Source organism: Pseudomonas sp. 86_A, assembly GCF_017491705.1.
Taxonomy (GTDB): domain Bacteria; phylum Pseudomonadota; class Gammaproteobacteria; order Pseudomonadales; family Pseudomonadaceae; genus Aquipseudomonas; species Aquipseudomonas koreensis.
In genome coordinates this window covers 158,630-175,681 of the sequence record NZ_JAFGYS010000003.1, presented here as the reverse complement: position 1 = coordinate 175,681, position 17,052 = coordinate 158,630, and the positions used below count along the sequence as shown (strand labels likewise).

Sequence of the window (17,052 nt, the reverse complement as noted above, 5' to 3'; positions counted from 1 at the left end):
GTAATTCATGCGCATTTCCACCGCCCAGTATTACGCGACGCAAGCTGCTCAATATCAGCGCAATTACAGCAAGACGGTCGCGACCGCCAACGAAGCGAGCAGTCTGCAGCGCATCAACACGGCAGCCGACGATCCGATCGGCGCCGGTCGTCTGCTCAAGCTGGGTCAGCAAAGTGCGATGCTCGACCAGTATCAGGGCAACATCGACACCACCAAGAGTGCGCTGACCGTGCAGGAGTCCACGTTGAACTCCATCACCGCGGCGTTGCAGCGCGCCAAGGAAATCGGCCTGGCGGCCAACAACGGTATCGCCACCGACGATAACCGCAAGGCGTACGCGGCGGAACTGGGCCAGATTCAGCAACAAGTGCTGGGCCTGATGAACTCCAAGGATGCCAACGGCAACTATCTGTTCTCCGGTTCCAAGACCGATACCGCGCCGTACTCGCAGAACGTCGACGGCACCTACACCTACAACGGTGACCAGACCCAGATCAACCTGGGCATTGGCGACGGCATGTCGGTCGCGACCAACACCACCGGTTGGGACGCTTTCCAGCAGACCATCAATACCAGCCGCACCCAGACCACCATGACCGCTCCGGCGGTGGATGACGGTCGTGTGGTGCTGTCCAACGGCACGGTCGGTACCGCTGCGACGTACAACGCCAAGTTCACCGGTGGTCAGCCGTACACCGTCAGCTTCCTCAGCAGCACTCAGTTGAAGATCACCGATGCCCTGGGCAACGACGTAACGTCCGAGGCCAGCCAGAACGGTCTGATCAGCAACAGCAACGGTACCAACCAGACCGTCAGCTTCCGTGGCGTCGACATGAAGTTGAACATCAACCTCAAGGCCGGCGATACCAACCCGGACGCGGTCATCGCCGGTCACAGCTTCCAGCTGGCGGCCACGCCTGACTCGTTCACCACAGCGCGCAGCCCGGGCAACCCGTCGACCGCCGTTATCACTGGCTCCAGCGTGACCAACCAGGCGGACTACAGCGCGGCCTTCCCGTCGGGCGGCGGTGCAGTGCTGAAGTTCACCAGCGCCACCGATTTCGACCTGTACGCGGCACCTGTGACTGCTGACAGCAAGCCAGTGTCGTCGGGCACCATGGTCGGCACCAACGCCACAGCTGCCGGTGTGACCTTCGCCATTGGTGGTACGCCGGGGGCAGGCGATCAGTTCTCGATCCAGTCCAACAACCACCAGACCCAGAACGTGCTCGACACCCTGGGCCAGATGATCACGGCGCTGAACCTGCCGGTCGATGGCGATCCGGTGGTCAAACAGAAATTCCAGGGGGCCATGGAGTCGGCGCTGGGCAACATCGACAGCGCGTCCAACCAGATTGGCGCTGCGGTGACCTCGATCGGTGCTCGTGGGCAGTCGCTGGATGACCAGGACACCACCAACCAGAGTCTGATCCAGGCCAACACCACGACTCAGGGGTCGATCCGTGATTCGGATCCGGCCGAGGTGATGACCCGCCTGACTTTGCAGCAGACCATGCTGCAAGCCTCGCAACTGGCGTTCAGCAAGATCAGCCAGTTGGGTCTGTTCAACAAGATCTGACGCTGGACGGGCGCGCAAGCGCCCGTTTGTCTCGTCCCTCAGTTAATGTTTTTTTGCGGTTTCATGGGCTCGCTTCACCGAGCGGGCTCGTACCGCCTGTGAGCCCGCCGTGAATCCACTTCCTCTCGTCAGTCTGGTCATTCCCGCCTTCAATCCGCGCTTCTTCGAGCGGACGTTGAACAGTGCGGTGAGCCAGACGTATGGCCCACTCGAAATCATTGTGTGCGACGACAGTCGCGGCAGCGAGATTGAAACCATTGTCGCGACAGTGGTCGAGCAGTCCGGCGTAGCTGTGCGTTACGTGCGCAATCCGCGCACCCTGGGCATGGTCGGCAATCTCAAGGCCTGCCTGGAACAGGCGCAAGGCCAATTCATCAAGTTTCTGTGTGACGACGACCATCTCTACGCCGCCTGCATTGAACAGCAAACGCAGGAAATGGTGCGTGAAGACGTCCGGCTGGTGCTGGCTCAGCGCCTGTTCTGGGATGCCGACGACATCATCCTTCCGGCACGCCTGGAAAACACTTCGCTATCGCCGAGCAGTGGCCTGTTCAAGGGTGACGACCTGCTGGGCATCTTTGAAAAATTTCCGGTCAACGTACTGGGCGGCTTCACCAATGCGCTGTTCCGTCGGGAAGATCTTGTCGAGTTGCTGCCGGCGTTGACCCAGGAAGGCCACTGCTTTGTCGCAACCCTGGATTTCGCGTTGTTTATCTGCCTGATGCGGCGCGGCAATGTGGCGGTGTCCAACAATGTGCTCAGTGCCGAGCGTCTGTACCCGGAGCGCTTGAGCGCCCAACAGGCGATGAAAGATGCGGTTGAAGTCGAGCGCGAGTGGATTGTGCAAATGCTCAAGGCGCGCAGCGGCGAATCTGCGCCTGCGCCGGGCTGGGTTCGCTACATCCCGCTGAGCAAGGCCGACGAGACGCCGCGGGTCTGGGAAGAGCTGCCCCTGAGCCGCACGCTCGGTACCAAGCAGAGCCGCCAGGAATGGTGCGTCGGTATCGACAGCTGGAGTTTTGCCGAGCTCTATGCGCAATGGCTGGCGTGTCGGGTGCTTACCGAGGGGCAGCGCAAGTTGCTGCCGGAGACCCTGGCTGGCTGGTCGCATCAGCCGCGCATCGTTCCGATCATCATTGATCGCGACGGCAGTCGCGACGGCGTCGAGCGCACGCTGCAAGCGCTTGCTGCACAGGATTATCTGCCGGAACTGATCCTGGTGTTGTCCACTGCCTGTTCCGAGGCGGAACTCGATGGTCGGGTGTTCCGCATGCCGTTGCAGGACGACGGGCTGGCGCAGATCAACGCGTTGTTGCCACAGCTGGAAGGGGCCGACTGGTTCTACCTGTTGCAGGCCGGCGATCGTCCGGTAGTACCGGCGTTGTTGATCATGGCCGAGCGTATCGCCCATTCCCCGGCGCTGACGTGCCTGTACAGCGACGAAGGCAGCCTGCGCAACGGCGAATCGGCAGAGCCGGCATTCAAACCGGATTTCAACCTCGACCTGCTGCGCAGCTACCCCTATGTCGGGCGAGCGCTGGCGTTCAAGCGCGAACGCTTTATGGCGCTGGGTGGATTCGAGCCGACGTTCGCTGAGCTGGCTCCACATGACGTGCTGTGGCGCATGGTCGAGAGCGACGGTACGCAGGTGGTCGGGCATGTCGCTGAAGTGCTGCTGCAATCGCCCTTCGATCTGTCCGCCTGGCTCGCGGCTCCGGCGGTCATCGAGCAAAACCCGCGGGTACTTGAGGCCCATCTCAAGCGTCTGGGAGTGGCTCATGGCATTCGTCGCGGCAGTTCCGAGCTGCTCAACCGCGTTGACTACCAGCACGCCCGACGTCCGCTGGTGTCGATCATTATCGTGACCAAAGACCAGACGGCTGCCTTGCAGCGCTGCGTCGAAACACTGCTGGAAAAGACCGCTTACTCCGAATACGAGCTGTTATTGATCGACAACGGCAGTCAAAGCGCTGAAGCGCGGGCCTGGCTGGACGGCATGGCGCAATTGGGCGGGGAGCGGATCCGCGTTCTGAGCTATCCGCAGCAGGGCAACGCTGCGGCACTGCATAATTTTGCGGTAGGGCAGGCGCGCGGCGAATACGTGCTGTTGCTCAATTCGTTTGCGGTAATCACTCAGGCCGACTGGCTCGACGAACTGCTCAATCATGCGCAGCGGCCTGAAGTCGGCGTGGTCGGTGCCAAGCTGTTCAATCCCGATGGATGCGTGCTGCACGCCGGTCTGATTCTGGGTCTGCAGGGGGCGGTGGGTCTGCCGTTCTACGGTCAGTCGCTGCAATCGGATGGCTACATGTTCCGGCTGCAAGCGACCCATGACCTGAGTGCCGTGGGTGGCGACTGCCTGATGGTGCGCAAGGCGGTTTATGAATCTGTTGCCGGGCTTGATGAGCACGATTTGAAACAGGCGCTGAATGTCGTGGATCTGTGCCTGCGGATCGGTCAGGAAGGATACCTGGTGGTGTGGACCCCTTATGCCTTGCTGGCGCTGGGCGCACGCCCCAGTGTTCAGGCGAGGGCAGAAGAGGAGCAACTGCAACTCCAGGAGCAGGAAACATTCTACAAGCGCTGGCTGCCGCGCATTGCCCGTGACCCGGCGTTCAACGTCAATCTGGCGTTACAGGGCGTTGGAGCGACGAGCTTCAGCCTGGAGCCGGGACTGCGTACCGGCTGGAGTGCTTTTTCCCAGGCGCAGTTGCCGAACGTGCTTGCCGTGCCGATCAACGCCTCGGCCATCGGTCATTACCGCATGAGTCAGCCGCTGATCGAACTGGAAGCGGCCAACCGTGCCGAAGGACGGATTTGCTATGGCCTGCCGTCGATCATTGATATCGAGCGCCAGTCCCCGGATGTGATTGTCCTGCAAGGGCGTTATTCGCAAAGCGCCATCGATGAAATTCCGCCGCTGAAGAAGTTCTGCCATGCCCGGCGCATCTTTGAGCTCGATGATTATGTGATCGATGTTCCGCATCGCAATGCGCATATCCGCAACATGCCCAACAAACAGGAAATGGAGCGTATGGTACGCAGCGCCATCAGCCTGTGTGATCGGGTGGTGGTATCAACCCAGCCACTGGCCAACGCCTTGTCGGACATGCATCACGACATTCGCGTCGTCCCCAATATGCTTGCGCGCAACTTGTGGACTGACCTGCGCAGCCAGCGCCGCACTTCGAAAAAACCCCGGGTCGGCTGGGGCGGTGGCACCAGCCACCACGGCGATCTGGCAGTGATCGCCGATGTCGTGCGTGAGCTGGCCAACGAAGTCGACTGGGTGTTCTTCGGCATGTGCCCGGATGATCTGCGCCCTTACATGCATGAGTTCCACGGGGTGATTCCGTTGGAAGTCTACCCGGCCAAACTGGCAAGCCTGAATCTCGATCTGGCGCTGGCGCCACTGGAATTCCACATCTTCAACGACTGCAAGAGCAACCTGCGTCTGCTGGAGTATGGCGCCTGCGGTTACCCGGTTGTCTGCACCGATACCGAGGCCTATCGCGGCTACCTGCCGTGCACCCGGGTCAAGACCAACAGCACCGATGAATGGCTGCAGGCGATCCGCATGCACCTGGCCGATCCCGATGCGAGCTATCGCATGGGCGATGAGCTGCGAGAAATCGTATTGCGCGACTACGTACTGCGGGGCGACAACCTGCGCTATTGGGAAAACGGCTGGCTGGCGGATTGATCGGCACTGCTGAAAAAGGCGACTTTCGAGTCGCCTTTTTTGCGTCTTCAATATCCTGTTTGTATCAGTATTGACACTTTTTTACCGCAGAGCCTCAAGCACAGCGCTTTTCCTGTCGATACTTCTCTATTCGCTGACCTCGGACGGTTGCTGCTGGCGTGATCGGCTTGTTACCGGGAGGCAGATTTCCGGATTCAACAACAATGCAAGGAAGAAGCAAATGGCAGTGATTTATGGGACGAGTGAAGCCGATATCATGATCGGCAGTGAAGGCAATGACGAGCTCTTCGGACTGGAATCGGATGATCAGATCTGGGGGACTGCCGGAGCCGATCTGCTGGATGGTGGCGAGGGTTTTGATTCCGTGGATTATCGAATCATGTCTTCGGGCGTCAGCGTCGATATCCGCCAGGGGCTTGCCAGCGTCACGAAGGCAGATGGTTCCATTGACACGCTGGTTGCCATCGAAAAAGTGGTCGGCAGCTTCCTCGATGACACCCTTGCCAGTTCGGTTTCCGGCGTCACGCTGGAAGGCAGCGGCGGGGATGACGTTTACATCATCGGCAGTGAGGGCGTGACGATCATCGAAGACGAGCTCGGCGGTTACGACGAGCTGCGCACCAGCGTCAACACCCAGAAGATGGACCCGTTCCTCGACAAGATGACCTTCACCGGCACCGGCGACTTCAAGGGCTACGGTAATGCCGAGGCGAACGTGATTGTCGCCGGTGCAGGCAATGACGTGCTGTGGGGCGGTGATGGTGGCGACCAGTTCATTGGCGGTGAAGGATTCGATACCGTCAGCTACACCGACAGCCTTGAAGGCGTCAGTATCGAGCTCTCAAGCATTTGGGGCGCCACCGGCATTGCATTCGGCGATACCTACTCGAGCATCGAGGCCGTGCAAGGTTCGAACTTCAACGACGTGATCTTCGCCGGCGCAAGCGCGATGGTCATGGACGGTGCCGATGGCTTTGACGCCGTCGATTACAGCCGTTCCAACGATGCGGTCAGCATCGAGTTTCGTGATGGCAAGGGCTTCGGTTCCGGCGGTTACGCCGAGGGCGACATCTTGATCAATGTGGAAAAGATTGTCGGAACCAATCTGGACGATCACTTCACCGCCAACTCCGGTGGCGTGACGCTCGAAGGTGGCTGGGGCAGCGACGTCTACACGATCAACAGCGAGGGTGTGACCATCATCGAGTCAGACTCGGGCCCGGGTTACGACGAGCTGTACACCAGCCTGTCGGTCATGAAGATGGACCCGTTCATCGAGAAAATGACCTACACCGGCACAGCCGATTTCACTGGTTATGGCAACGATTCCGATAACCACCTCTTCGGCGGCAGCGGCAATGATCTGTTCTACGGTGGCGCCGGACGGGATGTCTTCATCGGCGGCGCGGGGACGGACATCGTCAGCTATGACGACAGCGATACGGGTGTGGTGGTCGGGCTGTGGAAGCTCGGCCAGAACGGAACGGCCGAAGGGGACATGTATTACGACGTCGAAGGTCTGCAAGGCAGTCGTTTCAATGATGTGATGGATGCCGGCCGCGAAGACGCAATCCTGGAAGGTGGCAACGGCGACGATGTGATCAATGGCAACGATGGTAACGATCACCTCTATGGCGGGCTGAAGTCCGGTCTCGACGGTGATGTCGCGCAGGCCGACACACTGTCTGGCGGCTCGGGTGACGACGTGATCGTCAGCGCCGTGAATGACCTGGGTACAGTGGCTCACGGTGACCAGGGCAATGACACCATCACTGTCCACAACGGCAGTGCCTTTGGTGATGACGGTTATGACGTGCTCACCGGCACCGGCAATAACTATCTGTTGTCCGGTGGTGGCGGTAATGACGTGCTGGTCCTCAACCTTGCGGGGCAGTCGGGCACTGGCGGTATCGCACTGGGCGGTACGGGTGAAGACACCTATATCGTGAACACCAGCGGGCTGGTATCGATCCAGGACGAGGGCTGGGAAATCAATGACACCCTGATCCTCAACACCCTCGCCAACATCAGCCAGCTGAACGTCACCCGCATCGGTGACGACGCCTACCTGCACAGTGCCAACGACGGCAGCAGCGGTGTGCCGGACAGCGGCGTGAAACTGACGGGATGGTATGCCGGGTTCAACAACATCGAGCATCTGCAGACGGCCGACGGCCAGGTCTACGACCTGCCTGCGACTGTCGATGGGTTCGCCATGTTCGGCTAATCGCTCAATCTGTTGATGCAACGCAATGAAAGGGATGAATCCGCTGCTGGATTCATCCCTTTTTTCATGCCTCGCAGCGCACCTGACGTGGCGCTCGCGGAGCTGGCGCGTTTCCTGCAAGTCCCCCTCAAATCGCCATAAAACGAGCGCTCGCGGTCATCGCAGCGGCGCCGCAGGCGGCAAAAGGGTTAGCCAGACGGCGCGCATCGCTCAAGAAAGCCATGCGCAGCTCGGTGACGAACGAGAGGGGAGACGATGAAGGCAGTTATTTTGGCGGGTGGCCTCGGCACACGCATCAGTGAAGAGTCGCACCTCAAGCCCAAACCCATGATCGAGATCGGCGGCAAGCCAATTCTCTGGCACATCATGAAGCAGTATTCCGCTCACGGAATCCACGACTTCGTGATTTGCCTGGGCTACAAGGGCTATGCGATCAAGGACTTCTTCGCCAACTACTTCCTGCACACCTCCGACGTCACGTTCGACATGCGCAACAACCGCATGGACGTGCACCAGAACTACAGCGAGCCGTGGAGCGTCACCCTGATCGACACCGGCGAGGAAACCATGACCGGTGGCCGTCTGCTGCGTGCCGGCCGTTACCTCAAGGATGAAGAGGCGTTCTGCTTCACCTACGGCGACGGCGTTTCCGACATCAACATTGCTCAGCTCGTCGATTACCACAAAGCCCACGGTCGCCTGGCCACCGTCACCGCGGTGCAGCCGCCCGGACGTTACGGTGCCCTTGAGCGGCAAGGCGATCAGGTGCTGGGTTTCACCGAGAAACCCCGTGGCGACGGTGGCTGGATCAACGGTGGCTTTTTCGTGCTGTCGCCCAAAGTCCTGTCGTACATCGCCGGTGACGAAACCACTTGGGAAGCCGAACCGCTGGCGCGTCTGGCCGAGGACGAACAGCTGAACGCCTTCGAACACGAAGGCTTCTGGCATCCGATGGACACCCTGCGCGACAAGAACCACCTCGAAGCGTTGTGGCAGAGCGGGGAGGCCCCATGGAAGCAATGGGCCTGAGTGCGGATTTCTGGCGCGGCAAGCGCGTACTGGTCACCGGTCACACCGGTTTCAAGGGCAGTTGGCTGACCCTGTGGCTGCAAAGCCTCGGCGCGCAAGTCAGCGGTTTTGCCCTTGATCCGTCGACCGAGCCGAGCCTGTATGAACTGGCGCGGGTTCACGAAGGGATCAACGATCAACGCGGTGATCTGCGTGATCTCGGCGCGTTGCTGGAGACCATCGCCGACACCGAGCCTGAGATCGTCCTGCACCTGGCCGCGCAGCCGCTGGTGCGTGAAGGCTATCGCGATCCGTTGGGGACTTACTCCAGCAACGTCATGGGCACGCTGAACCTGCTCGAAGCGATCCGTCAGGTCGGCTGCGTGCGCGCTTGCGTGCTGGTGACCACCGACAAGGTCTACGCCAACAAGGAATGGCTGTGGCCGTACCGCGAAGACGAAGCCCTCGGTGGCCACGATCCTTACAGCAGCAGCAAGGCCTGCTGTGAACTGTTGGCGCAGTCTTATGCGGCGTCGTTCTTCCCGGCTGACAAGTACGCCGAACACGGTCTGGCCCTGGCCACCGCGCGCGCCGGCAACGTGCTGGGTGGCGGCGACTTTGCTCCTGAGCGCCTGATTCCCGACGTGCTCAAGGCCTGGACGGCCGACGAGCCGGTGACCTTGCGTTACCCGCAAGCCGTGCGCCCGTGGCAGCACGCGCTGGAGCCGCTGGCCGGTTACCTGCAACTGGCCGCCGGCCTCTACGAACAAGGCCCGGAATACGCCGGGGCGTGGAACTTCGGCCCGGGCGAGGCCGACATGTGCAGCGTCGGCGAAGTGGTCGAATTGCTCGCCGGCCGCTGGCCACAGGCACGCGGTCTGCGCATCGAAAAAAGCGAACTGCACGAGGCCGGTCTGTTGCGCCTGGACAGCAGTCGCGCTCGTCAGGTGTTGGGCTGGCAGCCGCGCTGGACCTTGCAGCAATGCCTGACCCAGACCCTCGACTGGCACCTGGCGTGGCAGAACGGCGATGACATGCGCGCCGTGACCCTCGGCCAACTGAACCTGTACCGAGGCGCGCTGTGAGCGAGTTTTCCTTGAAGGCGTTGCCGCTGGCCGGATTGTTCAGCGTCCAGCACAAGCGTTTCGAAGATCAGCGCGGACACTTCGCCCGACTGTTCTGCGAGGGCAGCCTGAGCGCGTTCGGCAGTGAATTTCACATCCGCCAGATCAACCATTCCTGCACCCGCGAGAAGGGCAGTGTGCGCGGTCTGCATTACCAGAATGCCAACGCTCCGGAAGCCAAGCTGATCACCTGCCTGCGCGGTGAGGTATGGGACGTGGCGGTGGATCTGCGACCGGACTCCGAGACTTTTCTGCACTGGCACGCCGAGCATCTGAAGGCTGGCGACGGTCGCAGCCTGTTGATCCCGGCCGGCTTCGCTCACGGCTTCCAGACCCTGAGCGACGACGCCGAGCTGCTTTACCTGCACAGCGCCGATTACGCGCCGGAGCATGAGGGCGGTCTGTCGGTGAACGATCCACGGCTGGCGATTGCCTGGCCGTTGCCTGTCAATAATTTGTCAGCGCGTGATTCCAGCCATCCCGCGCTCGATCAACACTTTGCTGGAGTGCGTCTATGAACTGCCGTGGGTGCGCCGCACCGCTGAGCCTGCCGCTGATCGACCTCGGCACCTCGCCACCGTCCAACGCCTACGTGCACGCCGAGCGCTTGGAACAGGCTGAGCAATGGGTGCCGCTGAAGGTCGCCGTGTGCCAGCAATGCTGGCTGGTACAGACCGAGGATTACACCCGCGCCGACAGCCTGTTCGATGCCGAGTACGCCTATTTCAGTTCGTTCTCCAGCACCTGGCTGGCCCACGCCGAGCGCTATGTCGCCGAGATGGTCGAGCGCTTTGATTTGAACGCCGACAGCCGTGTGGTTGAAATCGCGGCCAACGACGGTTATCTGCTGCAGTACGTCGCTGCTCGCGGTATCCCGTGCCTGGGCGTCGAGCCGACCCGCAGCACCGCGCAAGCGGCGCGGGAAAAAGGTCTGGAGATTCGTGAAGTGTTCTTCGGTCGCGATAGCGCCGCACAGCTGAAAAGCGAAGGCTGGGGCGCCGACCTGATGGCGGCCAATAACGTGCTTGCGCATGTGCCGGACATCAATGATTTCCTCGGTGGTTTCGCCACGCTGCTCAAGCCGACCGGCGTCGCCACTTTCGAATTTCCGCAACTGCTGACGCTGATGGCCGGTGCGCAGTTCGACACCCTGTATCACGAGCACTATTCCTACCTGTCGCTGACCGCCGTGCAGACCCTGTGCGAACGCAACGGTCTGGAAGTGTTCGACGTCAGTCAGTTGAACACTCATGGCGGTTCGCTGCGGGTGTTCGTGCAGCGCCGGGACGGTCAGCGTCGCGCGGTGCAGCCGGCGGTGCAGCAACAGCTGCAGGCCGAGCTCGATGCCGGGGTGAAAACGCCTGAGTACTACGCGACCCTTGCGCCGGCTGCCGAACGCATCAAGCATGAGCTGCTGCGCTTTCTGTTGCAGGCCAAGGCCGACGGCAAGCGTGTGGTCGGTTACGGCGCGGCAGCCAAAGGCAACACCTTGCTCAACTACGCCGGGGTCAAACCGGACCTGCTGGCGTGGGTGGCCGATGCCAACCCGCACAAGCAAGGCAAGTTCCTGCCGGGCAGTCGGATCCCGATTGTCGCACCGGCGCAGATCGATATCGAAAAGCCCGACTACGTGCTGGTGCTGCCGTGGAACCTGCTGCACGAAGTCAGTCAGCAACTGGCGCAAGTCCGGCAGTGGGACGGACGCTTCGTGATCGCCGTGCCTGAGTTGAAAGTCCTGTGAAGGTGCTGGTAACCGGGGCCACGGGCTTCGTCGGCCGGCATCTGGTCGCGGCGTTGCTCGCGCGTGGCTGCACTGTGCGTGCGGTGGCACGTAACGCAGAAACCGCGGCGAGCATGCCGTGGATCAACGACGTTGAATTCGTCGCGGCGGATATTCACGCAACTGAACTGGATATCGCTGCGCTGACCGCTGGCGTCGACGTGCTGGCGCATCTGGCCTGGCCGGGGCTGCCTAACTATCGGGCGCTGTTCCATTTCGAGCACAACCTGATGGCCGACTACCGCTTTATCAAAGGTGCGGTCGAGGCCGGTGTGCAGCAGGTTCTGGTGACCGGCACCTGCTTCGAATACGGCATGCAGAGCGGCCCGCTCAGCGAACTCGCCGAGCCACAGCCGAGCAATCCATACGGTCTGGCCAAGCACACCCTGAACCTGTTTTTGCAGAACTTGCAGCAGGAGCATCCGTTTACGTTGCAGTGGGCGCGCTTGTTTTATCTGCATGGTGAAGGGCAGAACCCCAACAGCCTGTTGGCGGCGCTGGACAGGGCGATCGATGCTGGCGAGCCGTCGTTCAACATGTCGGCGGGGGAACAGCTTCGCGATTTTCTACCGATCAAGACCGCTGCTGGCTACCTCGCCGAGATTGTGCAAAACCGCGATTTCAACGGCGTGATCAATTGCGCCAGCGGTCAGCCGGTATCGGTGCGCGCGCTGGTCGAACAACGTCTGCGTGAGCGCGGCAAGTCCATCGAATTAAACCTCGGCCACTACCCATACCCGACCCACGAACCGCTGGCGTTCTGGGCCGTGACCGAGCGTTTGCAACAGCTACTGGGAGAGCCGCAATGAGGCACGAGTTGTATCGGATCACCGACCTGCCGGTGTTGCAGAACCGCACCTTTGCCGACCCTGAATCGGCCAAGGCCTCGGCCAGCGCTGACATGCTGCTGGTGCAGGATGAGCGCAGCGGCCTGATCTTCAACGCCGCGTTCGATGCCGACAAGCTCAGCTATGACGCCGACTACCAAAACGAGCAGGCGCATTCGGGGCAGTTCCAGAAACACCTGAGCGACGTCGAAGGCATTATCGCCAGGCACTTCAAGGGCCAGGAGCTGATCGAAGTCGGCTGCGGCAAGGGCTACTTTCTCGAGCTGCTCAAAGGCCTCGGTTATTCGATCACCGGCATCGACCCGGCCTACGAAGGCGACAACGCCGATGTGATCAAAGCGCCGTTCACTCGTGGTCTCGGCCTGGCGGCGGACGCCATCGTCCTGCGCCATGTGCTGGAACACATCGAAGACCCGGTGAGCTTTCTGGCGGTGATCGCTGAAGCCAATCAGGGCGGGCAGATCTACATCGAAGTGCCGTGCTTGGACTGGATTCTCGAGCACAAGGCCTGGTTCGACCTGTTCTACGAGCACGTCAATTATTTCCGCCTCGATGACCTGCGCCGGATGTTCGGCACCGTGCACGAGGCCGGTCACCTGTTTGGTGGCCAATACCTGTACATCGTCGCCGACCTGTCGACGTTGCGCCTGACCCCTGAGCAACCGGTGCCACGTCTGACGTTGCCGGACGATTTCACCGCCAGTCTCGACCGCGCGGTGCAGATCATTCAGGCCGCGCCCGAGCAGGGTTCGGCGATCTGGGGCGCGTCGTCCAAAGGCGTGATCTATTCGCTGTTCTTGCAACGCGCGGGTGTGGCAGTGGACCGTGTGGTGGATATCAACCCGGCCAAACAGGGGCGTTATCTGCCACTGAGCGGCGCGCGGGTGTCCTCGCCGCAAGAGGCCATGGATGCCTTGCCCGAAGGCGCCAACCTATTTGTGATGAACTCCAATTACCTCGAAGAAATCAAGCGGATGACCGGTGGACGCTACGTCTATCACGCCGTCGATAGCGCTTCGTTCCAGTGACCATTGAGACTTTGAACATGACCGACAACAGCATCAACCAAGCCTTCGAAGCCGAGTGCCGCGAGCAGATCGCCCAGCAGGGTGACGACCAGAAACTCACTGGCCTGGCCCGTGATTTCTTCAACGAATCGGCCAAACACAAATACAGCTACCACTTCTCGTGGATGGGCCGCCCGATCATCCAGTTGCCACAAGACATGATGGCGATGCAGGAGATCATCTGGCAGGTCAAGCCGGATCTGGTCATCGAGTGCGGCATCGCCCACGGCGGTTCGATCATCTACTACGCCTCCCTGCTTGAGCTGCAAGGCCACGGCGAAGTGCTGGGCATCGACCTCGATATTCGCCCGCACAACCGTGAAGCGATCGAAAGCCATCCGATGGCCAAGCGCATCAAGATGATCGAAGGTTCGAGCATTGATCCGGCCATCGCCGCACAGGTGCAGGCTGCGGCCAAGGGCAAGAAGGTGATTCTGGTGCTCGACTCCAACCACACCCACGACCACGTGCTCGAAGAGCTGCGCCTGTACGCGCCGCTGGTCTCGGTCGACAGCTACTGCGTGGTGATGGACACCGTGGTCGAAGACATGCCGGCCGATTTCTTCCCGGATCGCCCATGGGGCCCGGGTGATAACCCGAAAACCGCAGTGTGGAAGTACCTGGAAGAGAACCAGGATTTCGAGATCGACCAGCAATTGCAGAACAAGCTGCTGATCACCGTGGCGCCGGACGGCTATCTGCGTCGCGTTCGTTAATTCGCAACATCACCCAAGCGTTATCTCGGCGAGTCGCCGGTTGTGGAGAGAAGTTATGCAAGGCAAGTACAGTTCTGAACTGGCGCTACCGCTCAACGAGCTGTTGACCGTGGTGCTGATTACTCACAATCGGCCGGCGTTCCTGCGCCGGGCGGTGAAGTATTACAGCAGCTTGCCCTGCCGGATCATGGTGCTCGACTCCACACCCGAGCGTCCTGAAGGCGATTTTTCCGCGGTCGATTATCACCACGTGCCGCAATTCGCCTATTGGGGCATGCAGGCCAAACTGGCGTATGGCGTGGAGCGCCTGACCACGCCGTACATGGTGCTGGCGGCCGACGACGATTTTATCCTGCACGATTCGCTGGCCGAGTCCGTCGGTTTTCTGCAAGCGAACCCGGATTACGGCATGTGCCACGGCTATTGCCTGATGTACCTGACGCTGTCGGGTGGTGTGAGCTATTACCGCCGCGACAAGAAAGTTCAGGAGGACTATGCGTCCGAGCGGGCTCAGGACCGTGTCATCGATTATATGAGTCAGTACATTCCGCCGTTCTATGCGGTGACCCGTACTGATCTGATGAAGACCTGGCACTCGGCATTGCCGGCGGGAACCAATTTCCAGTGGCAGGAAATCGGCCACGTGTATTTCCTGCTGGCGAGTGCCAAGGCGCGGATCCTGCCAATGCCTTACGTGGTGCGCGAGATCAACTATGGCAACTCCGAGCACAGTACCGAGGTGTATCACTCGCTGACATACGTGGATGCCAAATCGGTCGCTGAGCGTGAAGCGTTTGCCGAATTCCTCGCCTCGCTGCCCACCGGTATCAAGGATCTCGATGCACAACAGGGTAAAGCGTTTGCCTTGCAGAGCTTCGAGGCGATGGTCGACAGCCTGCAAAGTGGCCGTGCATTGACGGCCGAACTGATTATCCAGTCCACCTGGAATCAGTCGCTCAAAGTGCCTGATCGTCGGTTCGGGCCTTTGCAATACGTCGAGATGCCGTTTTACAACCAGCCCTTTTTCGATCGTCTGGCGCAGTTCGAATTCATGCTGCACGCCATGCCGGCCGGACGCATTCAATTGCAGGGCCTGGAAGGCGTGTGGACCCGTCAGGAGCACCTGCTGCAAGCGCGCAACAACGACACCGCGGAAAGCGTCCTCGACCGTTTGTGGCAGGCGCACGACCTCAATGCGTTCAACCGCACGGTGGTCAAGCGCCTGGCGCAACAGCTGGAGTTGGCCGGCGAGGATGAAGAAGCGCAGAGCATGCGTGACTGGAATGCCCGGCTTGAGGCGTTGACGCTGGAAGATCACCATCGGGTGTTCGACCAGATGCAGTCCGGGCGTCTGCTCAAGTGGCTGGATTCGCGCCAGCCTGATGCCGCGCAGGCGGCAGCGATTGCCAAGCACCTTGCGGCCAACGGCGGTGGCCCGCAGTTCGGCATCTTTCTGCTGGATCTGGACGATGACATCGACAAGTTGCAGGTCAGCCTCGACAGCCTGCTCGAAGGTCAGTGCAAGGCGTTCAGGATTGTCGTGTTCACCACCGGTGAAGCACCGGCGGCCACCACGGCGCAGAACACGTTGCACTTTGTCCGCGTCACGCCGGCCAATCTGGTCGACAAGCTCAATCAGAGCGCCAGTCAGTCGCCCTGCGACTGGCTGCTGCTGGCTGAGGCTGGGGATGAGTTCACCGCCAGTGGTTTGTTGCGCGCCAGCCTGGAGTTGATGGCTGCCGGCGATTGCCGTGCTGTTTCCACCGACGAGATCCAACGCGGGGAGAAGGGCGCACTGCTGGATGTGTTCCGTCCTGGCTTCAACCTCGATCTGCTTTTGAGCCTGCCGGGGCTGATGGCGCGGCACTGGCTGGTGCGGCGTGACACGCTGATCGACATCGGCGGCTACCGTGCCGATTTCAGCAAGGCTCTGGAATTTGACGTGCTGCTGCGCATTGTCGAAGAGCACGGTTTGAACAGCCTGGCCCACCTCGACGAGCCGCTGATGATCACCGAAGCCGCGTCGCTGGAAGAAAACGCTCATGAGCGCTTGGCGCTGCTGCGTCATCTGGGCAATCGCGGCTACAAGGCCAAGGTCACCTCGGCGGTGCCTGGCATTTATCAGATCGACTACCACCACAGCGATCGTCCTCTGGTGTCGATCGTGATTCCGGCCGGCAACGACCTGCCAGCCCTGCAGCGCTGTCTGGACGGGGTGCAACTGCGCACGCGTTATCACCATTATGAAATCCTGATCGCCACCACCGCCACGCAATCGGCCGAGGTCAATGACTGGCTCGGTACTTACCAGCATCCGAAAGTCCAGGTGCTGCGCGCCGATCAATCGCTAAGCGTAGCGGCGTTGCTTAACGCCGCCGGCCGCCAGGCGCAGGGTGAGTATCTGGTATTGCTCGCGGCCGACGCGGAAGTGGTCAACCCTAACTGGCTGGACTCGCTGCTGAACCATGCCTTGCGTCCGGAGGTCGCCGTGGTGGGGCCGAAGCTGGTCGATCGCGACGGCAAAGTCAGTCAGGCCGGCCTGATCCTCGGTATGAACGGCGGGGTGGGCTCGGCGTTCGTCGGTGAAAAACACGACGCTGACGGCTACCTCTATCGGTTGTCGGTGGACCAGAACTGCTCGGCGGTATCGGGCGTGTGTCTGATGGTGCGCAAAGCACTGTTCGACGCGCTGGGCGGTTTGGACGACAGCGCCTTCAATGAAGGCTTCAACGATGTCGACCTGTGCCTGAGCGCCGCCCAGGCCGGCTACCTCACGGTGTGGACGCCAGCGGTGCAGGTTCTGCATCCGGGCGAGATTGCTCAAGCGCCGCAGGCACTGGCTGCCCTGCAGGAAAAATGGGCTGCCGCGTTTGCTCAGGATCAGGCGTACAACGCCAACCTCAGCCTGAATGGCAAAGGCTATGGTCTGAACGACAACGCGTCGCTGAACTGGGCGCAGTTGCTCGCCTGAGCCGGGAGCACAAGGAACGGGATTCACAC

General features: G+C 60.9%; 11 protein-coding genes. All 11 read left to right on the top strand.

Going from position 1 to position 17,052, the window contains the following annotated elements; all coding sequences use genetic code 11:
* Positions 1-7 precede the first annotated feature (7 nt).
* Positions 8-1,579, top strand: a complete 1,572-nt coding sequence (locus tag J5M57_RS06395) for a flagellar hook-associated protein 3 (RefSeq protein ID WP_169840989.1) — start codon at positions 8-10, stop codon at positions 1,577-1,579.
* Positions 1,580-1,688: 109 nt separating this feature from the next.
* A complete protein-coding gene (locus J5M57_RS06390) occupies positions 1,689-5,282 on the top strand; it encodes a glycosyltransferase (RefSeq protein WP_207848227.1) in 3,594 nt (1,197 codons plus the stop codon).
* A 220-nt stretch (positions 5,283-5,502) separates the two neighbouring features.
* Positions 5,503-7,509, top strand: coding sequence for a calcium-binding protein (locus tag J5M57_RS06385; RefSeq protein ID WP_207848226.1), 2,007 nt, complete (start codon positions 5,503-5,505; stop codon positions 7,507-7,509).
* A 255-nt stretch (positions 7,510-7,764) separates the two neighbouring features.
* Positions 7,765-8,538, top strand: a complete 774-nt coding sequence (gene rfbF, locus J5M57_RS06380) for a glucose-1-phosphate cytidylyltransferase (RefSeq protein WP_095139348.1) — start codon at positions 7,765-7,767, stop codon at positions 8,536-8,538.
* A complete protein-coding gene (rfbG, locus tag J5M57_RS06375; protein ID WP_207871955.1) occupies positions 8,520-9,602 on the top strand; it encodes a CDP-glucose 4,6-dehydratase in 1,083 nt (360 codons plus the stop codon). Before rfbF ends, rfbG begins: the two co-directional genes overlap by 19 nt.
* Positions 9,599-10,159, top strand: a complete 561-nt coding sequence (rfbC, locus tag J5M57_RS06370; protein WP_169840985.1) for a dTDP-4-dehydrorhamnose 3,5-epimerase — start codon at positions 9,599-9,601, stop codon at positions 10,157-10,159. The genes rfbG and rfbC overlap by 4 nt, the downstream gene beginning before the upstream one ends.
* Positions 10,156-11,382: a class I SAM-dependent methyltransferase gene (locus J5M57_RS06365; protein ID WP_207848224.1), complete on the top strand. Its 1,227-nt coding sequence runs from the start codon at positions 10,156-10,158 to the stop codon at positions 11,380-11,382. The genes rfbC and J5M57_RS06365 overlap by 4 nt, the downstream gene beginning before the upstream one ends.
* The gene (locus tag J5M57_RS06360; RefSeq protein ID WP_169840983.1) at positions 11,379-12,230 is read left to right on the top strand and encodes an NAD(P)-dependent oxidoreductase; all 852 of its coding nucleotides are present in this window, start codon (positions 11,379-11,381) and stop codon (positions 12,228-12,230) included. Before J5M57_RS06365 ends, J5M57_RS06360 begins: the two co-directional genes overlap by 4 nt.
* Complete coding sequence (locus J5M57_RS06355) at positions 12,227-13,297, top strand: class I SAM-dependent methyltransferase (RefSeq protein WP_207848223.1); 1,071 nt, start codon at positions 12,227-12,229, stop codon at positions 13,295-13,297. The genes J5M57_RS06360 and J5M57_RS06355 overlap by 4 nt, the downstream gene beginning before the upstream one ends.
* Before the next feature lie 17 nt (positions 13,298-13,314).
* Positions 13,315-14,052 carry a cephalosporin hydroxylase family protein gene (locus J5M57_RS06350; protein WP_027614220.1) on the top strand — a complete coding sequence of 246 codons (738 nt, stop codon included), beginning with the start codon at positions 13,315-13,317 and terminating at the stop codon, positions 14,050-14,052.
* A gap of 55 nt (positions 14,053-14,107) precedes the next feature.
* Positions 14,108-17,023, top strand: coding sequence for a TIGR00180 family glycosyltransferase (locus J5M57_RS06345; protein WP_207848222.1), 2,916 nt, complete (start codon positions 14,108-14,110; stop codon positions 17,021-17,023).
* The last annotated feature ends 29 nt before the right edge of the window (positions 17,024-17,052 follow it).